A 22,512-nucleotide genomic window follows, 5' to 3' on the forward strand; every position below is an offset into this window, starting at 1 on the left:
CGGGGCGCTTATAGAGCGACTTTTGTCTCATCTGACAGTAATAATTCTTTTCCCTGGCGCATTTGTTTCATTTTTGGTACTTCACGCATATGATAAACCAGTAGAAATCAGGAGGATGTTCATGAAAAAAAGATTATGCGCCCTGCTGTGCCTTTTGGCACTGTGTTTCGGTGTTCTTTCCGGCTGTGGGCAGGATGAGAGCGGGCTCACAAAAGTCACACTCAACGAAGTGGCCCACTCTATTTTTTACGCCCCTATGTATGTAGCCATAGAAAAAGGCTATTTTGAGGATGAAGGCATTGACCTGACCCTTGTCAACGGCAATGGCGCCGACAATGTTATGACCGCTCTCATCGCCGGCGAGGCGGATATTGGCTTTATGGGGTCCGAGGCCAGTATTTATGTGTATCAGGAAGGATCCAAAAACTACGCCGTCAATTTTGCACAGCTTACCCAGCGTGCCGGAAACTTTCTTGTAGGCCGGGAAGCCAATGAGGATTTCACTTGGGATGATCTTAAAGGAACCACCGTCCTTGGCGGCCGGGCCGGCGGGATGCCCCAGATGATCTTTGAGTATATTCTCAAAGAAAACGGCATTGACCCCCAGACGGACCTTGAAATCATCCAGAATATTGACTTTGGCGTCACCGCAGAAGCTTTCGCTTCGGGAACCGCGGACTACACTGTGGAATTTGAACCCTTCGCCACGTCCCTGGAACAGTCCGGCAACGGCTATGTCCTGGCCTCTCTGGGGGTGGACAGCGGCTATGTGCCCTACACCTGCTTTAGCGCCCTTGAAAGCTATATGGAAGACCATCCGGACGTTATCCAGGGCTTTACCAACGCCATACAAAAAGGTATGAATTATGTGGCCGGACACACACCCCAGGAGATCGCCCAGGTCATCGCTCCTCAGTTTGAGGAGACGGATTTTGACGCTCTTGTCACCATTGTGGAGCGCTATTACGCTCAGGACACATGGAAGACCGACGCCATTTTTACTAAGGAAGCCTTTGAGCTTCTCCAGGATATTTTAGATCAGGCCGGGGAGCTTTCCCAGCGGGTGGACTACAATGTTCTTGTGAACACCGAATTTGCCGAAAAAGCCAGGGAAGCTAATTAAATCGTTGACAACGCGCCCGCCCTCATATAAGATTAAGATGTACTGAGCTTAAAGGTTATTCCTGAGAGTAAAGGCGCGAAAACAACAACTCAATCGGATAGTGGGAGATTCCTTTCCCTATCCGATTACCACAATATTCCGCCCATCTTGCGGCTTTGCCGCTGGCGGTAGCCTTGGGGCTTTTACTTACGCTGCGCCTGTACCCTATTTGCCGGTACAGGCGTTTTTTCATATCACAGGAAATCCCGTTTCCATGATGTGAAAACGCTGCGCAAGAACCGCGCCGCGGCCAAGCGGCATAAACGTTTACAAAGCAGGAGGTAGATTATTTTGGAAGCACAGCCATCCAGAATCGCAGTCATCGGCATTATCGTGGAGGATCCCGGATCTGTGGAGAAATTAAACGCCACGCTCCATCAGTACAGCGCCTACATTCTTGGCCGCATGGGTATCCCTTACCGAGAAAAAAATATTTCCATTATCAGTATTGTCATGGACGCCCCGGCCAATGAGATCAGCGCCCTGTCGGGGAAACTGGGAATGATGCCCGGTGTCAGCACGAAAACCGTATACTCAAAAATTTCTTCCGATCCGGGGAAAGGAGCATAAATATGACATTATCCCCAGGGGATACATCCACAGAGTTTTCAAAACATATTCCCGGCCTGATCCGACGTCTGGCCGACACGGGGGACCTCCCCGATGAGGAGCTTTGCCGGCTTCTGGAACAGCTCTTTTGTCATGAGGCCGAAGAATATAGAGACATCCTTTATAAGACGGCCCGGAAAGTGAGCGTCCAAACTTTCGGAAACAAAGTCTATGTCCGGGGACTGATCGAATTTACCAATTACTGCCGGAACAACTGCTACTACTGCGGCATCCGGGCCGGCAACAAGAAGGCGTCCCGCTACCGCCTCACAAAAGAGGAGATTCTTTTATGCTGCCGGGAAGGCTGCGCTTTAGGACTGCGCACCTTTGTCCTCCAGGGCGGCGAGGACATGGCTTACTCTCCCCAGGATATTGGAGATATTGTGGCGGCCATAAAACAAACCTGGCCGGACTGCGCCGTCACCCTCTCCATCGGTGAACACAGCCGGGAAGATTACCTTTTATGGCGCCAGGCCGGGGCCGACCGCTATCTTTTGCGCCATGAAACCGCTGACAACGCTCATTATGGAAAACTTCACCCGCCAAAGCTTTCATTAAAGCACCGCGTCCAGTGTCTTTACAGTTTAAAAGAGCTGGGCTACCAGACCGGTGCAGGATTCATGGTGGGCTCGCCGGGACAGACCATTGAGTGTCTTGTAAAAGATCTGCGATTTTTAAAAAAATTACAGCCGGAAATGATCGGCATCGGGCCTTTTATCCCCCACCGGGATACCCCCTTTGCCAGTGAATCTCCCGGCTCTCTGACACAGACGCTTGTCCTTTTGTCCATAGTCCGCCTTATGCACCCCAAGGCGCTGCTTCCCTCCACGACAGCTTTAAGCACCATCGACGAAAAAGGACGGGAGCTTGGGATTTTAGCCGGGGCCAATGTGGTCATGCCCAACCTCTCCCCGGACGGCGTCCGGAAAAAGTACATGCTTTACGACAACAAACGCTCTGAGGGCAGCGAGGCGGCCCAGCATCTGGATCAGCTCGCCTCCCGCTTTGCCGCCATCGGATACACCATTGACTTCGGGCGGGGCGATGCCCCCTCCTTCCGGTAAACAATCAAATCAAAAAGGAGTGAACCTTATGTATACTTACAACCCTAAATCTATGATCGCCGAAGAATTTATTAATGATGAAGAAATCCAGGAGACACTGGAGTACGCGAAAAAAAATAAGAATAACCGGGAACTGATCCACCAGATTCTTGAAAAAGCCAGAGCCATGAAAGGGATCTCCCACAGGGAAGCTGCGGTTTTGCTGGAATGCGAGCTGGATGATGAAATACAAAAAATGTTTACTCTGGCAAAAGAGATCAAACAGCGCTTTTACGGCAACCGCATTGTTATGTTTGCCCCCTTATATCTTTCCAATTACTGTGTCAACGGATGTACCTACTGTCCATATCACATGAAAAATAAACATATCGCCCGCAAAAAGCTGACCCAGGAGGAAATCCGCCAGGAAGTCATCGCCCTCCAGGATATGGGACACAAGCGCCTGGCCCTGGAATCCGGCGAGGATCCGAAAATGAATCCTATCGAATACATCCTGGAAAGTATTCAGACCATCTACTCTATCAAGCATAAAAACGGAGCTATCCGCCGGGTAAATGTGAACATTGCCGCCACCACTGTTGAAAACTATAGAAAACTTAAAGAAGCCGGCATCGGTACATATATTCTTTTCCAGGAAACCTACAATAAAAAGAGCTACCTGGAACTCCACCCCACCGGGCCAAAGCACGACTACGCCTACCACACAGAGGCCATGGACCGGGCTATGGAAGGCGGCATTGACGATGTGGGATGCGGCGTCCTTTTCGGTCTGAACATGTACAAATATGATTTTGTTGGACTTCTTATGCACGCCGAGCATCTTGAAGCCGTGTGGAACGTGGGCCCTCACACCATCAGCGTCCCAAGAATCTGCCCAGCGGATGACATTGACCCCACCACATTCTCCAACGCGGTACCCGACGCCCTCTTTGAAAAGATCGTCGCCCTGATCCGCATTGCCGTTCCCTATACCGGCATGATCATCTCCACAAGGGAATCTCAGCGGATGAGAGAGAAAGTGCTGGCCCTTGGTATTTCCCAGATCAGCGGCGGATCCCGCACAAGCGTGGGCGGATATGTAGACCCTGAGCCGGAAGAAGAAAATTCCGCTCAGTTTGACATTTCCGATTCCAGAACTCTGGATGAGGTTGTCCGCTGGCTGGCCCAGATGGGACATATTCCAAGCTTCTGCACCGCCTGCTACCGGGAAGGCCGCACCGGCGACCGCTTTATGAGCCTGTTAAAGTCCGGCCAGATCGTCAACTGCTGCCAGCCCAACGCCCTTTTAACTTTCAAAGAATATCTGGAAGATTACGCTTCCCCCCAGACAAAAGCGGTGGGCGAAAAACTTATTGAAGACGAACTGCTGCATATCGGCAGCGATAAAGTCCGCCAGATCACCAGAGAACGGCTGGGACTTATCGCCCAGGGGCAGCGGGATTTCCGCTTCTGAGATATAACAGTTTTGTCATCAGGGATGGGCCCCTTTTCTGATGAGGGAAGCGCCAGAACATAAGCAAAGGAGTGAGATAAATTTTATGAGCTTAAATGATACACCAAGAGCCAACCGTCTCCACATCGGCATTTTCGGCAGCACAAACAGCGGAAAGTCCTCCCTGGTCAACGCCCTCACCGGGCAGGACACCGCCCTTGTATCAGATATCGCGGGGACAACTACCGACCCGGTGTATAAATCTATGGAAATCCATGGCATCGGCCCATGTGTGTTCATTGATACTGCCGGATTCGACGACACCGGCGCTCTGGGTGAGCTTAGGATCCTGCGGACCAAGGAAGCCCTCAAAAAGACAGACATCGCTCTGATGGTCTTTTCAAAAGCCCCGGACGTCCGGGAAATTTCTTGGCTGAAAGAGATCAGGGACAACAACATTCCTGTGATCCCGGTATTAAACAAATGGGACGACGAGAAAGTCCGGGAAAGTGAAAAAGCCATTGAGGAAGTCTGTTCTATGGCCCCTGTCAGAGTCAGCGCCCGGACAGGAGAAGGCATACCAAAACTTCGTCAGGCCATGATCCGGGCTCTGCCCGCCGACTATGAGGCTGAAAGTATTACCGGAAAACTGGCCAAAGCCGGGGATGTGGTTTTGCTTGTCATGCCCCAGGACATCCAGGCGCCAAAGGGCCGCCTGATCCTCCCTCAGGTTCAGACTCTCAGGGAGCTTTTAGACAAAAAATGCTCTGTTTTAAGCTGTACCACAGACCAGCTTGACCGGGCGCTGTCCAGCCTTAAAGAGGCGCCGGATCTGATTATTACCGATTCCCAGGTTTTTAAAACCGTATATGAAAAAAAGCCGGCAAAAAGCCGGCTCACCTCCTTCTCCGTCCTCTTTGCCGGATATAAAGGAGATATTCACTATTTCGTCCAGAGCGTCCGGGCCATCGACCGCCTTACTCCCCAGTCCAAAGTCCTGATCGCCGAGGCGTGTACCCACGCGCCCCTGGCGGAAGATATCGGCCGGGAAAAAATTCCAGCCATGCTGAGAAAAAAAATAGGCAGCCAGCTCACAGTGGACGTGGTTTCCGGCCCGGACTTTCCCAAAGATCTGTCCGGCTATGACCTGATCATCCACTGCGGCGCCTGTATGTTTAACCGGAAATACGTCCTCTCCCGGATGGAGGAGGCCAGGGCAGGCCATGTGCCCATGACCAACTACGGCGTTACCATCGCCTATCTTTCCGGTATCCTGGATAAAATTGACCTTGAAGCATGAGAGCGCCCCGCCAAATCAAATATCCGCCGCAAGCAACGGGCCTAAGCTGCACGTTCTGCTCGGACTTATATCCTCTGCAACAGCTCCCGACAGGAGCTATTGCAGAGGTTAAAGCAGATCCTGGCATGCTCGTCCGGCTTCGCTTTTTTCCGGGCCTTTAAATTTACACGGATTCGTCACTGTGTTCTTCGTTATGATCCAGAATCTTCTTTAACTCATCCATGAATGTATTCACATCTTTAAACTCACGGTATACTGAAGCGAAACGCACATAAGCCACCGGATCAAAATTTTTCAGCTTGTTCATGACGATCTCCCCGATAACATTGACGCTGATCTCACGCTCCTCCCGGTTAAAGATCTCCGTCTCGATCTCGTCCACAAGCCGGCGGATCTGATCCGCGGAAATCGGACGCTTATGGCAGGAGCGTACAATTCCGGCTTCTATTTTCTGACGGTTATAGGGTTCCCGGTTATTATCCTTTTTGATTACAATCAGCGGGATCGTCTCTACTTTCTCATAGGTAGTAAATCGTTTGCCGCAAACTTCACATTGGCGTCTTCTGCGGATGGCGCTGTTATCATCTGCAGGCCTTGAATCAATCACTTTCGTATCATCCGCGCTGCAAAACGGGCATTTCATATGGATGATGTCCTCCTCATTCACATTTATCATTGTCGATACAGCCGGATCTTCTGCTTTTTCGGCGTGTATTGTTAACATAAGTATTATAAACAATTCCCCTGAAATGGTCAACCGTTTTTGCAGATCCCCTCGCCGCAGCGCCGCTGAGCCATCTCCCCGTCCACATCTACAAGAATGATGTCCGTTCCGATCTGCCGGACACAGTTCCACCCGATGACGCACTCGCTTTCCCGCCCAAACAGACCGCACAGTTTTCCCGGCCCCGGAATGATCAATTGGCAGATTTTTCCGCAGGCGGGATCAAACTCAATATCCGCCACAAATCCTAGCCTCTGGCAGTCACGGACGTTAATGACTTCCTTCTGTCTCAGCTCACAAAATCGCATAAGCTCCCCCACAGCCTGGCCGGCAGAACTTTCATTCCGGCCTTTTGGCAGCCCTTTTTATATAGTCTATGCGCTCCATTGAAAAATGTTCGCCCCCATAAAAATCCTCTGTGCCGGTGACTTTTCTCTGTTCCTGAATCATCTTCTTACCGCCTAATTAACAAATGCTGGGCCTGTAGTCAACTCCCCCGCAGCAAGCTGACGGGATATGAAAATAGTTAACGCAGCGTAAGCTGCGGGGTATTGACCCTCGCGGCGTTCGCCAAATGGACGCGCAAGCGTGTCCGCTTGGCTCACTGCCCGCGGAAATAAACCATCAGCGAAAATCTCTAATTGCATAAAAAAGGCAGGCGGATGGGCATATTTTTTATGCACATCAATCTGCCTGCTCTATCAGTAACCTTCTCCAATTTGTACTGCTTATACAGCATAACACAATTTATGGTATTTTTCTATAGTGAATATGTAAAAAAAGAGGCTCATAATTGTACAATATGACTATGCATTTTCTTATATTTCCGGTATAATAAAAGTATACGATAATTTTTTCCGGTCTTACATCACCAAAAGGAGGATTTTATGAAGTTCAGACCATGTATTGATATTCACAACGGACAGGTAAAACAGATCGTGGGCAGCAGTCTGAGGGATGAGGGCGACCAGGCCAAGGAAAATTTTATTTCCCAGAAAGACGCGGTCTGGTACGCGGCTTTATATAAAGAGCGCTGCCTCACCGGCGGACATATGATCCTTTTAAATCCCCCAGACTCCCCCCACTATGAGGCAGATGTGGCCCAGGCCCGTCAGGCCCTTTTGGCCTATCCGGGCGGTCTCCAGGCAGGCGGCGGCATGAATGAGGACAATGCCGGACAATTTCTTGACTGGGGAGCTTCCCACATCATTGTGACGTCCTACTGCTTTAAAGACGGCAAAATCCATATGGACCGGCTCCGCCGCCTCAGTCAAAAGATCGGCGCCCGCCGCCTTGTCCTTGATTTAAGCTGCCGGAAGCGCCCGGCCAAAGCTCCGGGTGAACATCGGGATGACAACTACTATATTGTCACTGACCGCTGGCAGAAATTCACCAACGTCACTATCTGTGAAAAAACCTTCGCAATGCTGGAACCCTGGTGCGATGAGTTTCTTATCCACGCTGTGGACGTTGAGGGAAAAAACACCGGTATCGAAACAGAACTCATCGCCTCTATAAGTTCTATGACCAGCCGTCCCCTGACCTACGCCGGGGGCATCCATACCATGGAAGATATCTGCGCCATTGACCAGCTTGGAAAAGGCCGCATAGACTTTACTGTAGGAAGCGCTCTGGATCTTTTCGGCGGTTCACTCTCCTTTGACATGCTGTGTTCCTTATAACTTTGACAGACTTTTGTATCTATCTTTCCGGGCTCAGATAATTTCTCATAGACTTGAGGGCATTTTTTTCTATCCTCGAAATCTGAGCCTGGGAGATTCCCAGTTCCCGGGCCACCTCCATCTGAGTCTTGCCCTCAAAAAAACGCATATTAATAATGCTGCTCTCCCTATGAGACAGCCTTTTCATAGCTTCCCTCAGGGCAATGCTCTCCACCCAGCACTCCTCGTCATTTTTCCGGTCGCTGACCTGATCCATAATACACAGGGTGTCGCCCCCTTCTGTGTACACCGGCTCGTAGAGGGACACCGGGCTTTGAATGGCGTCCATGGCAAAGACAATATCCTCTTTGCTGATCCCGATCTCCCCGGCAATTTCCATGATGGTAGGTTCTTTATTATTTTTCTTAATATAGGCTTCCTTGGCGTAAATAGCTTTATAGGCTGTATCCCGGAGGGAACGGCTGACACGGATACTGTTGTTATCCCGCAAATATCGCCGGATCTCCCCAATGATCATAGGGCAGGCATAAGTTGAAAACATGACCTGCTGGCTCAGATCAAAATTGTCAATAGCTTTGATCAGTCCTATACAGCCCACCTGGAACAGATCGTCCACATTTTCGCTGCTTCCTGAAAACCGGCCGATCACGCTTAACACAAGCCTTAAATTTCCCTTGATAAATGTCTCCCGTGCGGCTTCATCTCCTGCCTTAATGCGTTTCATCAGTTCATCTTTTTCTTCCTTTTTCAGCAGCGGAAGCCTGGAGGTATTGACGCCGCAAATTTCAACTTTATATCCTGCCATAGAAATATCACCGACCCATCCTGTAAATTTTTTGTGCTACATAAATCATGCTCATTTCAGGAATGGTTTATACGAAAATCCCTATGGTTTCATTTACCAAAAAAGCCGCCGGTTTTTCGTTTTCACGAAAAACCGGCGGCTTTTTTTACTCCCATGATACCACGGATTTCTCCGCGCTTTGCGCTCTCGAAATCCTAAAAACATTCGAAATCGCTCATTTTTCTCTGAAAAATGGCTCTTTCTCATGTTTTTTCGGGTCAAGTAGACATGCTTTTTCATGCAAGCATGAAACGCATGTCTATTTGACCCTGGTATCATTACAAATATTTTTTCAACATCTCTTCCCGGCACTGGGACATATCTGTCTCAAGGATGATCTTACGCAGACCAAGAATCCGTCCCGGTGAAACAGAAAGCTCATCCACCCCCATGGCCAGGAACAGTTTTGTCAGTTCAGGGTCCGCCCCAAGCTCACCGCAGATACCTGTCCAAATGCCTTCCTTATGGGAATTTTCCACCACTTTGGCGATCAACCGCAGGACCGCTTTGTGATGAGGATTATAGAAATCATCAAGTTTTTCATTCTGACGGTCAATGGCCAGTGTATATTGAGTCAGATCATTGGTGCCGATACTGAAAAAGTCCACTTCCTTAGCCAGAAGGTCACTGATCATGGCGGCTGCAGGTGTCTCGATCATAATACCCTGCTCTACCTCACCGAAAGCAATCTTCTGATAGCGAAGTTCATCTTTAACTTCCTCCACGATCTTCTTAATTTGAAGCACTTCCTCCACGGAAGTAATCATTGGATACATAATAGCTACCTTGCCGTAGGCGCTGGCCCGGAATATGGCCCTAAGCTGGGTTTTAAAAATCTCCGGCTGGGTCAGGCAGATACGGATCGCCCGGTATCCCATAGCCGGGTTGTCTTCTTTGCCCAGATTAAAATAATCGGCCTGCTTATCCGCGCCAATATCCAGGGTACGGATGATGACTCGCTTTCCGGCCATAGTCTCAGCCACCGTCTTATATACTTTAAACTGCTCCTCCTCTGTGGGGAAAGTCTCTTTATCAAGATAAATAAATTCACTGCGGAACAGGCCGATACCGCCGGCATCATTTTGCATAACCATGCCAAGGTCTTTCAGATCGCCGATGTTAGCGTAAAGCATAATCTTCTGTCCGTCAATGGTGACATTTTCCCGGCCTTTTAATATCTGAAGAAGATTACGTTTTTCCACATCTTCCTCAAGTTTGGCTTTTTTCTGAGCCAGAGTTTCCTCGTCCGGCTCCACATAAATGCGGCCCTCATAGCCGTCCACAACAGCCATCTTGCCTTCTACCTCATCTAAAGGCATATCTGTGCCGATAAGGGCGGGAATATTCATGGTCTTTGCCAGAATAGCCGTATGGGAATTAGTTGAACCGTGGAGGGTGACAAAGGCAAGGACTTTCTCCTTATCCAACTGAACAGTCTCACTGGGCGCCAGATCGTCAGCGGCAATGATCACCGGCTCTGTGGCATGGAGGGCGTCCTGATGGTTTCCGTGAAGAATAGACAAAAGTCTCTCGGAAACATCCTTCACATCCGCCGCACGTCCCCGCATATACTCATCGTCCATGGAAGCGAAAATGGTCTGGAAATTGCCACTGGTCTCTGCTACAGCAAACTCCGCGTTGACAGACTGTGTCTTAATAATATTCTCAATAGATTCCACATAATCCAGATCTTCCAGCATCATCTGATGAACTTCAAAAATAGCCGCGCTGGCTTCTCCCACTTCTTTTACCGCCTTGTCATAAAGCTTTCCAAGCTGGTCAGCGGCTACATCTTTCGCCTGATGGAAACGTGCAATCTCCCCGTCCACGTCATCCACTCTGGTGCGCTTTACCTGCTGCTCTTCTTTATGATAAACACAGACTTTTCCAATAGCGATTCCTCCAAATACACTTTTTCCCTGGTAAATATCCATATGTTTCACTCCTTTACCTTCGCGCTAGTAATTCACATTAACAATCCAGACATCCGGCATGAACTGAACTGTTACGTTTCATATTAGTTATTTTATCCTACGGGCTATTGTTCGTCAATGGTAGATTTAATCCTGTCTGAGTATTTCTTTTTTAAGACGAATAATGATCTTTTTTTCCAGCCGGGAAATGTAGGACTGGGAAATTCCTAGCAGATCCGCTACCTCTTTTTGGGTTCGCTCACGCCCGTCTTTTGTGCCAATGCCGTATCTGAGCATAATGATGGTCTGCTCCCGCTCCGACAATGTCTCCAGCGCTTTTTTCAACAACATCCGGTCCACTTCGTCCTCCAGTTCTCTGGACACTTCATTTTCCTCTGTTCCCAAAATGTCCGACAAAAGCAGCTCGTTTCCGTCCCAGTCCACATTGAGAGGCTCGTCTATAGATACTTCCATGCGGGTTTTATTATTTCGCCTTAAATACATTAAAATCTCATTCTCGATACACCGGGATGCATAGGTTGCCAGTTTAATATTTTTCCCTGGGTTAAAAGAATTTATGGCTTTGATCAGTCCGATGGTGCCTATGGAGATCAGATCTTCCACCCCAACTCCTGTATTATCAAATTTTTTCGCGATATACACTACAAGCCTGAGATTATGTTCAATAAGAAGGCGCTTTCCCTGCTGCTCCCTGCTTGTACCGATCATCTCTATGGCCTGCTGCTCCGCCTCCCCCTCCAGAGGAACCGGAAGCACCTGGGCTCCGCCAATATAATAAATCTCCCCGCTTTTTGGATATAAAATACTATAAAAACCATGGAGCATTTTTGAGTGAAGCCTTTTGGATAAGTTAACATTTTTTAACATTTCAAATCCTCCTGCCTTTTTTCTTTCTTTTTCCGGAGGAAAGGGGTACCGCGCTGGCAATCACATCTCTGTGAAGGATCGCGCGGTACTGCCCTGATTTCTGAAAATGTCCGGGATAAATCCCGATAACGGCATTTTTATACTGCCATTGCCGGCCATTGCCGCGGATGGTCATGACATCCACGATCACGGCCTGAAGGGTTCCCCGCTCACATCCCACAGAGTGAAAAGGGACATACAGAAATGTTCCGGCCTTTTCTTTTGTAAAGTCCCGGCCATATTGATCCTCAAAGACCGTTTTTTCCACAATGGTCACTGGCCGCCGAGCCTTTGGCTCATAAAGCCGGTTTCCAGTATCCAAAAGGGCACGCACATGCACTTTTTTATCACCAAATTCCAGACACAGATCATATAAATGATCTGAAATTCCCTTCCACATATTTTTGTGCCTGATCAATGCCAGGCCGCAGAGAAAGGACGCCGCCGCCGAGAGGACTAACAATCCCCATGACCGGGCCATTCCCCCGATACCGGACGCCGGCTGTTTTTCTATTAATATCGGACTGTTGGATATTTGAAGATTTTCAAGGAATAAAAATACTCCTGCGGTAAACAGAGCAGCTCCGTAAAGGACAGCCACATTTTTCATCAGGAGGTATTTATTATGTATGCCAAATGCAAGAAATATCATCAGCATACACATAAGAACGTAAGAAATGATCATACTTGCAATATTTTGTAAAAAAACCCCCAGCCCGGATAAACCAAAAGCCGGGACGTCCACGACCTCCGCCGTGATCAAAGTCCATCCGCAGCAGTAAGCGCTCCCCGCGCCGGCCGCCATAAACAATCTGAAACAGGTTGTAGGCTGACCAAGCCACAGACTGACAAAAAGCAGAAGAAAACTGTTCATCATCAAATTCTCGATAAACAGAAGATCCAGATAAATATTGATCCTCCGACCACCTCCCCGATGTCCCGGCTTATTGTATGAAAACAGTATACTCCATTTTTTTAAATTAAGGTGTCAAATACAGGGATGAAATCACTCACATCTTATCTCCAATTTTCCCTAAAATTTCTATGACGCCTTTATTCCCCGCTGTGTCCGGCGGATGACTTTATCCGAAAATGATCTGACGCAGTATATGACCAGCATAATAATGCCGGCGGGGATCGCCAGAATCCCAATAAGCCAGATCAGCATCCACGCAATAACATTACAGCATATTTTTCGAAGCTGCCACATTCTCTTCGCCATACCAAAACCTCCCATCTGTTTATAAATTTATTGTAGCAAAGGTTATTTTAAGTCTCTATCGTTTTAACTTACATTTAAAAGAATAACCTTACAAAATTGCAACACTCCCCCGATTATGCTATACTAAAGCCTGGACATCCGATTCAAGTCTTTTGATCCCGGCATAAAGTTGTAACCCAAGGAGGTCTTTCCATATGAAAAAAATGTTATCACGGACGCTGTCCGCAGCCTTTCTTCTTATGTTTATTCTGTCCGTCCCGGCTTTTGCCGCGTCCTCAGATAACGCTAAAATCCCGGCGCAGGAAACCATGGCAAAAGAACAGACGGACACTGATGATAATTCCATCTCACCTTTAGTCATCGCCGTCATATTTATCCTTCCGGTAGTATCTGTCGGCCTGACCATCGGAACTGCAGTCATTGTCCTGCGCCTCCATAAGCCCTCTCCTCCCGCCCCCGAAGATCAGAGGGAGCCGGAAAATGGCGATCTTCCTACAGACGTATCGCGCAAAAACTAAAAGCACTGCCGTCCCATCAAGGCGAAAAAAACCGGCGCATAAATGTGCGCCGGTTTTTCACATGTATATGATCATTGCGTGAGATCAAAAATTGTACAGATTCAGCCCCGTCATTTCAGACGGCGGACTGAATTTATTTTTTCTGTAAGAAACTTGGAATCTGGATCGTATTGCCTGTAGGTGTCTCTTTTCTCGGAGCAAAACTGGGCTGTACCGGATGGGCTTTGCTGGCACCGCTTCTGAAAGATGAAGAGGATGCTCCCGAAAATCCTGGCTTATCAGCTTTCTTTGCATAAGAAGCTCCCTGTCCCGCGCTGGCCACTTCCTCAAGACCTGTGGCAATAACCGTGATCTTGGCAGTATCCGGCGTGGAATCATCATACATAGCGCCGAAAATAATATTGGCAGACTCGCCGGCCAGCTCCTCAACATAAGTTGCAGCCTCGTTAGCCTCAATGAGGCCGATATCGCCGGAAATATTGATAATGATATCTGTTGCGCCCTCAATCGTTGTCTCAAGAAGAGGACTTGTGATGGCCTGTTTTACAGCGTCAATGGCCTTATCATCACCGTGGCCCTCACCGATACCAATATGGGCGATACCTTTGTCTTTCATTACAGTCTGGATATCTGCGAAGTCCAGATTGATCAGTCCAGGAAGATTAATAAGGTCGGTAATACCCTGAACGCCCTGCTGAAGCACTTCGTCAGCTTTCTTTAAAGCTTCCGGCATACTTGTTCTGCGGTCAACAATCTCCAGTAACTTATCGTTTGGAATTACAATCAACGTATCTACATTAGCTTTAAGGTTCTCAATCCCCTGAAGAGCGTTGTTCATACGCTGTTTTGCCTCAAAACGGAAAGGTTTTGTCACTACACCTACAGTGAGGATACCCATCTCTTTGGCAATCCCGGCGATTACCGGAGCCGCGCCGGTTCCTGTTCCGCCGCCCATGCCACAGGTAACGAAAACCATATCGGCACCTTTCATAAGCTCGGCAAGATCCTCCTGATTTTCCTCGGCAGCCTTTGCGCCAACTTCAGGTTTTGCCCCGGCGCCCAGACCTTTAGTCAGTTTCTCGCCAATCTGAACAAGCTGTCCGGCCTTACATAACTGCAATGCCTGCTTATCTGTATTGATCCCGATAAATTCAACACCAACAATATTTTCATCGACCATTCTGTTTACTGCGTTATTTCCGGCTCCGCCCACGCCGATGACAAGAATTTTAGCGGCGGCGTCCATTTCGTTTGTTTTTATCTCAAGCAAGAGTACATCCTCCTTTAATATTAATCTTCTGGTTAAGTCTTCTATACTATATAATATATTTTTTTTTTTGATTTTTCAACTACTATTTATGATTCTTTTGAAAATTGTTACAAGTTACCATCTATCTTTCTGTAAAGATCACTGATGTCTGTGAGGAATCATAATTTTCAAGATGGAGCACCCCCTGTCTCCCCTCCAGATTTGACCACAGATTATTTACTTCAGCCATCTTATCCTCCATGTTGGACCCGGTTCCCAGCATGACCTGAATCTGACCAATTTGTAACGACAATGTCCCGTCCGTGGAAAAATCTATCGAATCTGCCGTAAGACTGTACTTTTGAAGGAGAAGGGTAATGTTAAGCAGCATATCGTATACACCGTTATCGGTAACCGTAAGCACCTGATTCAGCGCCGGAGCTTCGTACTCCAGGCCGGTAATCAGCGGAATATCTTCCGGCGGGTTTTCACTGATATCACAGACAACGCCTCCTGTGTCGATATAAATGTAACTGCCATTATCTTCAATACATCCAATGACAACTTTCTCAACAACCTCTACGTTGATTGTTCCCGCTCCGCCGATCTCCATGTAAAGAGCATCAATAAAGGGCATACTCTCCACATTAATATTTCTGTTTCTGAGATAGAAAATAATTGTATTATGATATTGCTCATCATATTGGATCAGATCAAGGATCTGCTCCTGTGTATACCGGCTATTGCCGGACACATTGACATTTTTCAGACGGAAGCCAAAAATGAAAATGAGAGCCATCACCGCCACCGCTGCCAGAAAGATAATCAATCCTTTAAGAAATCTTCTTATCTTCTCTTTTCTTCGTTCCAGCCGAATCTTGCGCCCCCGCAAAGCCGCAGGGCTTAAACTGCGTTCTTCTCTTTTCTTTTCTTTTTGTTTTCTGCTTTGTTCCCTTGCTCTGTTTTCCATGGAATATCACCTGAATTTGTAACTATTCAGCCATGTATCTTAAAATTCCCGCAGCTAACGCGGCTGAATAGTTATCTAAATTTTATATCCTGCTGATCCTGGCTCCCAACTGTCCGAGATCTTTACAAATATCTTCGTACCCCCGCTCAATAAAGGATGTACCTGCCACCTGGGTTTCTCCCTGAGCCATCAGCCCGGCAATGACCAGAGCCGCTCCACCCCGAAGATCCTGGGCTTCTACGTCAGCACCGCAAAGTGTCTGGCGGCCCTGAATAAAAGCTTTGTTTTTGTGAATCTGGATTTTTGCCCCCATCTTTTTTAATTGTGGGACGATTTTAAAGCGATCCTCAAAAATATCCTCCCGGATCTCACTGTCCCCCATAGCCGCCGTCAGACAGACCATCATCTGGGACTGCATATCTGTGGGAAATCCGGGAAAAGGCCGGGTGTGTATCGTATCCGGCGCAAGCATTGCCTGGGGAGCGATGACCTGCACACGGGAGGGGCGCACAATAATACCGCATCCCATATCCGCCAGCACATCCAGCACTGAACAGATGTCCCGCTCCCTCACACCGGCCACAGTCACATTTCCGCCGGTGGCCGCGGCCGCTGTCAAATATGTTCCGGCCACGATCCGGTCTGACATGATCCTGTATGAGACATTTTTTAGTCTTTTCACCGGATAGACAGTGATACATCCGGTTCCCATGCCGTGGATGGAGGCCCCCATTTCATTGAGAAAATGACACAGATCCACCACTTCCGGCTCTTTTGCCGCGTTTTCGATCACCGTTGTCCCCTGAGCAAGGACCGATGCCAGTATAACATTTTCCGTAGCGCCCACACTGGGATAAGGAAATTTAATATGAGTTCCCCGGATCTGAGCGCTCTGACATTCCAATCCCGCTTCTGTGGTCTTTACAGATATGTTCATCCGGGCCAGGGCATCCAGATGAAGATCTACCGGGCGTTTTCCTATGGAACATCCGCCGGGCCACGGAAGGCTGACCCTCCCCAGACGTCCTAAAAGGGCACCTAAAAGTGTCAGGGACGAGCGCATGGCCCTGCTGTCTTCCTGTGAAATTTTCCCGGTAATAGCCGACGATGTATCAATGACTGCGCACTCCCTCCCCAGACTGGTACGGCACCCCATATTTTCAAGTATTTTCAGCATATTATAAACATCCGCGATGCGCGGACAATTATAAAGCTTTGTCACACCGGGGGCCAGAAGGCAGGCTGACAGTATGGGCAGCGCGGCATTCTTTGATCCCTGGATCGAAACTTCTCCGTCAAGGCAGCACCCTCCGCAAATCTGAAAGGATGCCATACAAACACCTCCACAGGCTATGCTGTAATAACAGTTTATGCCGGCGTCTCCTTTTGTGTGCATAAGGCTACCGTTCCAGACGGATCTGACGCGAGACGCTTAAAACCAGGCCGATCTCACACAGCAAGATAGCCACAGATGTACCTCCATAACTGATAAAAGGCAATGTAATACCTGTGTTGGGTATAAAGTTTGTGGCAACGGCGATATTAATAAACGCCTGAATCCCGATCTGGGTCATAACGCCCACAACCAGGAGGGCTCCAAAAAGATCCGGCGCGTTGTTGGCAATAATCATACAGCGCCACAGCAAAATAATAAAAAGCAGGATCACAGCCGCCGCCCCGAAAAGTCCAAGCTCCTCGCAGATAATACCAAAGATCATGTCGTTGTGAGCTTCAGGAAGATAATCCAGCTTTTGGATACTCTGTCCAAGCCCTTTTCCGAAAATGCCGCCGGAGCCGATGGCGTACAATGACTGGCGGATCTGATAGGCGCTATCGTCAGTCTCAACGTTGAGCCATGCCGTAATACGGCCCACACGGTAGGGGAACATGAGAAGCCCTCCCACCATACCTGCCACGCAGACGCCAATAATTGCCAGGAAAGGTTTATATCGGTCGCTGGCCACAAAGAGGATAATAAAAGTGATTCCCAGCAAAATAATAGCTGTACTTAAATTGGTCATAACAACCACACCGATCATGGGCACAGCCATGATCAAAATCTTTCCGATCCCTGCCAGACTGTGAAGACTCTTTACCGTCCGGCTGCACACGTAGGCCAAAAACAGGATCAGAGCCACTTTGGAAATCTCCGACGGCTGAAACTGCAAAGGCCCGATGACGATCCAACGACTCTGGCCGTGAGTCTCGGCGCCGCTGCCGATAAAGGGGGTCAGAGCCTGGATGATCAACATGACAATATAGGCAAAAAAGGCAAATCTGGAAAAAAAGTGATAGTCGATCCGGCTGATGATCACCGCGCATATCAGGCCCAGAGCCGCGAATATTCCCTGGCGCACAACATAATAGAAGGAATCCCCGTTATTTTCCACGGAAGATGTATAAGCTGTCGTGCTGTAGATCATCACAAGGCCAAAACAAACTAAAAATAAAACAACAAAAAAGAGGCTGTAATCAAAAAACCGCTCCGGCTTGCCCTGTTTTCTTTTTTCTCCCCCGCTTCTGGCCCACAGGCTTTTTTTTCGCTTCATTATAAATCACTCCCTGAGCTTTTTGCTGCGGACAGCCAAACTTCTTAGCCCTGTTTTAGAAAACGGCCAAACCAGACAGTCCGGTTTAGTCTTCCAACTGGTTAACATAGTCTTTAAAGAGGCGCCCCCGTTCCTCATAGTTTTTAAACATTCCCCAACTGGCGCAGGCCGGGGACAAAAGCACGGCGTCTCCGGGTCTTGCCCGGCCGGCACAGATCTTTACAGCCTCCTCCAGAGAATCCGCTTTGACGATCTGGTCAAAGCCATGTTTTCTCGCACAGGCTTCGATCTTATCTGCGGTCTGTCCGAGAAGGACAAGGAGATGGACCTTATCCCCGAAAGACTCTATCCACTGGTCATACTCTGACTGCTTGTCATACCCGCCGCCAATGAGAAGTGTGGGGCGCACCATAGCCTCCACCGCCTTGATAGCCGCGTCAGGATTAGTTCCCTTTGAGTCGTTATAATAGGCAACGCCCTTCTTCTCCGCCACAAATTCAATGCGGTGTTCCACCGCCTTAAATTGGGTGAGGACTTTAAAAATAACGTCCTGGGGAACTCCAAGGCTTGCAGTGATAGCCACGGCAGCCATAACATTTTCCATATTGTGCAGACCCAGTATATTTAAGTCACTGTCATAGCAGATGTGGCTCTTCTCACCGTTGTGAGCGTAAATGATCTCATGATTTTTAAAATAATAGCCCTCGGTAAGTTCCCGGCGTCCGGAAAAAAAGATCACTTTTGCCTTTGTATCCCCCGCCATGGTCCGGGTCACATCATCATCATAATTTAAGACCACAAAATCGTCTTCTGTGGCATTTTCAAAAATACGCTTTTTTGTCTCTATGTAGCATTCCATGGTGTGGTGCCGGTTCAGATGATCCGGCGTTATATTTAATACAGCGCTGACATGGGGATGGAAGTTCTCAATGGTTTCTAACTGGAAACTGGAAATTTCCGCCACCGTCACACTGTCATCCTTTGTCTCAAGAACCCTCTGTGTGTAGGAGTTTCCAATATTTCCCACAACAAATACTGACGGCCGCCATGCTTCCATGATCTGTCCGGTGAGAGCTGTAGTCGTTGTCTTTCCGTTAGTCCCAGTGATAGCCGCCACAATACCCTTCCCGTAATGCCAGGCCAGTTCAATCTCACCCCAGATCTTTATACCCCTGCTCGCCATTGCCTTCACAAAAGGCGCGTCCACAGGAACCCCTGGGCTTAACACCGCCAGATCAAGGGTTGCCATCACTTCCGGTAAAAGTTCTCCGGTGATCACCTTTACATTGTCCACCGGTCTGTCAAGCCGGGATAAAATTTCTTCTTCTTTCAACGCTTCGTTGCTGTCATACAAAACCACTTTGGCGCCAACAGCGCCAAGAAGCTCTGTGGCCCCGATGCCGCTGATGCCTGTACCGGCAACAAGTACCGTTTTATTTTTTAAATCCATGATCCTTTCCTCCGATGTAATCCATTACAGCGCCAAAAATCCAATCAGGCACAAAACCGCGGTGACAATAGCAAACACTGCCACTACCTTTGTCTCCGCCCATCCACACAGTTCAAAATGATGATGGATGGGAGCCATTTTGAAAATACGTTTTCCATGGGTCGCCTTAAAATAAGTCACCTGCAAAATGTCTGACAAAATCTCTACAAGGTATACAAGACCCACGATAGCAATGAAAATGGGCATATTCAGCATAAACGCCATAGACGCCACAAAACCGCCCAAGGCCAGGGAGCCGGTATCTCCCATAAAAACCCGTGCCGGGTAAGAGTTAAATAAAAGGAAACCGAGCAAAGCACCCATAACCGCCCCGGCCACCGGATGAAGTCCACTTCTGCAAGCCACGGCAACCACCATGAAAAAGGCGGCCACAAGGACAGTTACATTGGACAGCAGGCCGTCCAGACCATCGGTGAGATTGGTGCCGTTGACAGTGCCCAGCATGATGATGAGAAAAGCCGGGATAAAAAGCCACAGCGGCAAATGGAGATAAATGCCATTTTCAAAGCCGCCGGTAAAAGGAATCAGCATGGCTGTCCCGGCGTCGCTGTAGCGGATCAGGTAAAATCCAAAAACCGCCGTGACAGCAATCTGAGCAATCAGCTTCTGTAACTCTGTCAAACCGAGATTTCTCTTTTTTACTACTTTAATATAATCATCTACAAATCCAATGATTCCAAAACCGAGAGTCGTAAACATAACCGGAACGATCTTCGGGTAATCCTTAATAAAAAACAGTGAGGCCACCATGGCGGCAAGGAGAAAGATAATACCGCCCATCGTCGGCGTTCCCGATTTTTTCTGATGTTCCTTAGGTCCGTCCTCCCGAATATACTGTCCAAATTTAAGTTTATGCAGCCATGGAATGATCACCGGCCCCAAAATGGCGCTGATGGCGAAGGCAATTAAAATTGGCAGCAAAATGGAATATTTCAGATCAGAAAACATGTATCTTACCTCTCTTATTTGTTTTTTCCCTTATCTGTCTCAGGGTACTTGGATCTTAGCGTCTTCCTGTCAGGCTATAACCTGACATAAAGATACGCCGTCCTGAATAGTCACAATTATAGTACAAATCCGTACACTTGTAAAGGCGGGGCTTACGTCTCCCATTCCGCTGCCTCCGCCGTTTTTTCAATATTCAAATAAGGCAGCACATTTTCAAAAATCTCCTTCATCACCGGCGCGGCAATAGTTCCGCCATAATAAGTCCCTACAGGCTCGTCAATAAAGATCAGGCCGATGACCTTAGGATCATCTGCCGGCGAAAAACCCAGAAAGGAAGCGATATACTTTCCTGAATTTCTCGGAAGCTTCTGGGATGTGGCCGTCTTTCCGCCAATGCGGTAGCCTTCAATATACGCCTTGTTTCCCGTACCTTCAGCCACCACTTTTTCCAGCATCATTTTTAACGTCTCACATGTAGCTGGCGACAGGCCGCTGGCTTTTGTCTCATAATCAAACACTTCCACCTGGGTCAGATCAGCGCTCGCGGCTTTTACTCCAAAGTGTGGCGTCACCAAAGTGCCTCCATTGATCACCGCGCTCACCGCCCGCAAAAGCTGAAGGGGCGTGATCTGAAAGGACTGGCCGAAAGAAATGGTGGCCAGTTCCACTTCCCCCACATTGTTTATATCATGCATGATAGACGATGATTCTCCGGGGAGATCCACCCCGGTTTTTTCAAATAATCCCAGATTGTTAAAATACTTATACAGTCCGTCGATCCCCACTCTGGCCCCTACATCCATAAACACAGGATTGCATGAATTCATAAATCCCTGTAAAAATGTCTCTGTGCCGTGGCCGGCTGTTTTATGACATCGTATCCGGCGGTCTTTTACAACGCGAAAACCCGGACAGACAAACGTATCATTTAAGCTGACTACCTGTTCTTCCAGGGCTGCCGTCGCAGTGATGATCTTAAACGTCGACCCCGGCTCATAAGTGTCATTAATGCTCGTATTACGCCACATCTGGTTTAACTTGTCGTTGTCACTAAGTTGTGCCAGGTTTTCATCTGCTGTCACAGCCGCGGTAAATGTGTAAGGTTCATTAAGATCAAACTCCGGAGCATTGACCATCGCATAGATTTCCCCGTTTTGGGGATCCATCAGTATAATGGACACGCCTTTGGCCTCTTTTTGCTCCAGCATCCGGTCAGCCACCTGTTGGGCGTAAGCCTGAATATTGTAGTCAATACTTGTATACAGATCCAGGCCATCCACCGGATCTACCCGCTTTTCGGCTGTATTGTCCACTTCCAGGCCGCGGACGTCTGTCGTGGTCAGGATCAGCCCCTCTGTTCCCTGAAGATACTGGTCATACTTGACCTCCAGACCGATGATGCCCTGATTATCGCTTCCCGTAAACCCCAAAACTTTCGAGGCCAGGGTGCCGTAGGGATAATATCTGGAATAATCTTCATCCACATTGACGCCATCCAGCTTATAGCTGCGGATACGGTCGCCAAGAGCTTTAGGCACATTAGAGAGAATGCGTTCAATAGAACTGACCTTTTCCACCCGTTTGCGAACAGTCTCTTCATCCAGGTCAAGTTCCTGGGACAGCACCTTGATCACTTTCTCAGGGTCTGTGATTTGATTGTGGATCACAGTGATGGTACACACCGACTGATTGTCTGCCAGTATTACCCCATTTCGGTCAAAGATCCTCCCCCGGGCCGCCTTAATGGTCCGCTCCCGCTCATGAAGATCATTAGCTCTCTGCTCATAGTAACCGGACTGGGGGATCATAAGAAATATGAGCCATATCAGCAGGGCCGCGGCAGTCACTATAAATACCCACATACATATCCGGACCTTTTTCCGGTGATA

Annotated in this window: 21 protein-coding genes; 7 read left to right on the top strand and 14 right to left on the bottom strand. The window is 48.4% G+C overall.

Going from position 1 to position 22,512, the window contains the following annotated elements; all coding sequences use genetic code 11:
• Nucleotides 1–121 precede the first annotated feature (121 nt).
• The 5 genes from HNP82_RS07680 to hydF all read left to right on the top strand — a co-directional run bounded on the left by HNP82_RS07680 (nt 122) and on the right by hydF (nt 5,567).
• Nucleotides 122–1,123 (top strand): ABC transporter substrate-binding protein, encoded by a 1,002-nt coding sequence (locus HNP82_RS07680; RefSeq protein WP_183773012.1) that lies wholly within the window; start codon nt 122–124, stop codon nt 1,121–1,123.
• A gap of 330 nt (nt 1,124–1,453) precedes the next feature.
• On the top strand, nt 1,454–1,732 hold the full coding sequence (locus HNP82_RS07685; protein ID WP_183773014.1) for a TM1266 family iron-only hydrogenase system putative regulator: 279 nt from the start codon (nt 1,454–1,456) through the stop codon (nt 1,730–1,732).
• A gap of 2 nt (nt 1,733–1,734) precedes the next feature.
• On the top strand, nt 1,735–2,835 hold the full coding sequence (hydE, locus tag HNP82_RS07690; RefSeq protein ID WP_183773015.1) for a [FeFe] hydrogenase H-cluster radical SAM maturase HydE: 1,101 nt from the start codon (nt 1,735–1,737) through the stop codon (nt 2,833–2,835).
• Nucleotides 2,836–2,863: 28 nt separating this feature from the next.
• Nucleotides 2,864–4,288, top strand: a complete 1,425-nt coding sequence (hydG, locus tag HNP82_RS07695) for a [FeFe] hydrogenase H-cluster radical SAM maturase HydG (RefSeq protein WP_183773016.1) — start codon at nt 2,864–2,866, stop codon at nt 4,286–4,288.
• Nucleotides 4,289–4,373: 85 nt separating this feature from the next.
• Nucleotides 4,374–5,567 (top strand): [FeFe] hydrogenase H-cluster maturation GTPase HydF, encoded by a 1,194-nt coding sequence (gene hydF, locus HNP82_RS07700; RefSeq protein WP_183773017.1) that lies wholly within the window; start codon nt 4,374–4,376, stop codon nt 5,565–5,567.
• A gap of 163 nt (nt 5,568–5,730) precedes the next feature.
• Here the strand turns inward: hydF and nrdR are convergent, their stop codons facing one another.
• The gene (gene nrdR / locus HNP82_RS07705) at nt 5,731–6,210 is read right to left on the bottom strand and encodes a transcriptional regulator NrdR (protein WP_183773018.1); all 480 of its coding nucleotides are present in this window, start codon (nt 6,208–6,210) and stop codon (nt 5,731–5,733) included.
• Between the two features lie 110 nt (nt 6,211–6,320).
• Entirely contained in the window at nt 6,321–6,599 is a 279-nt protein-coding gene (locus HNP82_RS07710; RefSeq protein WP_183773019.1) for a YlmC/YmxH family sporulation protein, read from the bottom strand.
• A 579-nt stretch (nt 6,600–7,178) separates the two neighbouring features.
• Here HNP82_RS07710 and hisA point away from each other — a divergent pair.
• Complete coding sequence (gene hisA, locus HNP82_RS07715; protein ID WP_183773020.1) at nt 7,179–7,973, top strand: phosphoribosylformimino-5-aminoimidazole carboxamide ribotide isomerase; 795 nt, start codon at nt 7,179–7,181, stop codon at nt 7,971–7,973.
• A gap of 19 nt (nt 7,974–7,992) precedes the next feature.
• Here the strand turns inward: hisA and sigG are convergent, their stop codons facing one another.
• The 5 genes from sigG to HNP82_RS07740 form a co-directional block, all read right to left on the bottom strand.
• Entirely contained in the window at nt 7,993–8,778 is a 786-nt protein-coding gene (gene sigG, locus HNP82_RS07720; protein WP_183773022.1) for an RNA polymerase sporulation sigma factor SigG, read from the bottom strand.
• 317 nt (nt 8,779–9,095) lie between these two features.
• A complete protein-coding gene (gene ptsP, locus HNP82_RS07725; RefSeq protein WP_183773024.1) occupies nt 9,096–10,751 on the bottom strand; it encodes a phosphoenolpyruvate--protein phosphotransferase in 1,656 nt (551 codons plus the stop codon).
• A 126-nt stretch (nt 10,752–10,877) separates the two neighbouring features.
• The gene (gene sigE, locus HNP82_RS07730; RefSeq protein ID WP_183773026.1) at nt 10,878–11,618 is read right to left on the bottom strand and encodes an RNA polymerase sporulation sigma factor SigE; all 741 of its coding nucleotides are present in this window, start codon (nt 11,616–11,618) and stop codon (nt 10,878–10,880) included.
• Between the two features lies 1 nt (nt 11,619).
• Nucleotides 11,620–12,621 carry a sigma-E processing peptidase SpoIIGA gene (locus HNP82_RS07735; protein ID WP_330599505.1) on the bottom strand — a complete coding sequence of 334 codons (1,002 nt, stop codon included), beginning with the start codon at nt 12,619–12,621 and terminating at the stop codon, nt 11,620–11,622.
• 78 nt (nt 12,622–12,699) lie between these two features.
• Complete coding sequence (locus HNP82_RS07740; RefSeq protein ID WP_183773030.1) at nt 12,700–12,879, bottom strand: hypothetical protein; 180 nt, start codon at nt 12,877–12,879, stop codon at nt 12,700–12,702.
• Nucleotides 12,880–13,073: 194 nt separating this feature from the next.
• On the opposite strand from HNP82_RS07740, the gene HNP82_RS07745 reads away from it, so the two are divergent.
• Nucleotides 13,074–13,397 (top strand): hypothetical protein, encoded by a 324-nt coding sequence (locus tag HNP82_RS07745; RefSeq protein WP_183773032.1) that lies wholly within the window; start codon nt 13,074–13,076, stop codon nt 13,395–13,397.
• A 133-nt stretch (nt 13,398–13,530) separates the two neighbouring features.
• Here HNP82_RS07745 and ftsZ read toward each other — a convergent pair whose 3' ends face one another.
• From ftsZ to HNP82_RS07780, 7 genes are all read right to left on the bottom strand, one after another.
• Entirely contained in the window at nt 13,531–14,667 is a 1,137-nt protein-coding gene (gene ftsZ / locus HNP82_RS07750) for a cell division protein FtsZ (RefSeq protein ID WP_183773034.1), read from the bottom strand.
• Between the two features lie 121 nt (nt 14,668–14,788).
• Nucleotides 14,789–15,616: a cell division protein FtsQ/DivIB gene (locus tag HNP82_RS07755; RefSeq protein ID WP_183773036.1), complete on the bottom strand. Its 828-nt coding sequence runs from the start codon at nt 15,614–15,616 to the stop codon at nt 14,789–14,791.
• An 82-nt stretch (nt 15,617–15,698) separates the two neighbouring features.
• Nucleotides 15,699–16,949, bottom strand: coding sequence for a UDP-N-acetylglucosamine 1-carboxyvinyltransferase (gene murA / locus HNP82_RS07760; RefSeq protein ID WP_183773038.1), 1,251 nt, complete (start codon nt 16,947–16,949; stop codon nt 15,699–15,701).
• 67 nt (nt 16,950–17,016) lie between these two features.
• Complete coding sequence (gene ftsW / locus HNP82_RS07765; RefSeq protein WP_183773040.1) at nt 17,017–18,165, bottom strand: putative lipid II flippase FtsW; 1,149 nt, start codon at nt 18,163–18,165, stop codon at nt 17,017–17,019.
• A gap of 85 nt (nt 18,166–18,250) precedes the next feature.
• On the bottom strand, nt 18,251–19,615 hold the full coding sequence (murD, locus tag HNP82_RS07770; RefSeq protein ID WP_183773042.1) for a UDP-N-acetylmuramoyl-L-alanine--D-glutamate ligase: 1,365 nt from the start codon (nt 19,613–19,615) through the stop codon (nt 18,251–18,253).
• Between the two features lie 24 nt (nt 19,616–19,639).
• A complete protein-coding gene (gene mraY, locus HNP82_RS07775) occupies nt 19,640–20,611 on the bottom strand; it encodes a phospho-N-acetylmuramoyl-pentapeptide-transferase (protein WP_183773334.1) in 972 nt (323 codons plus the stop codon).
• 164 nt (nt 20,612–20,775) lie between these two features.
• Nucleotides 20,776–22,485, bottom strand: a complete 1,710-nt coding sequence (locus HNP82_RS07780) for a peptidoglycan D,D-transpeptidase FtsI family protein (protein WP_183773336.1) — start codon at nt 22,483–22,485, stop codon at nt 20,776–20,778.
• Between the last annotated feature and the right edge of the window lie 27 nt (nt 22,486–22,512).

Source organism: Catenibacillus scindens (assembly GCF_014202115.1).
Taxonomy (GTDB): domain Bacteria; phylum Bacillota; class Clostridia; order Lachnospirales; family Lachnospiraceae; genus Catenibacillus; species Catenibacillus scindens.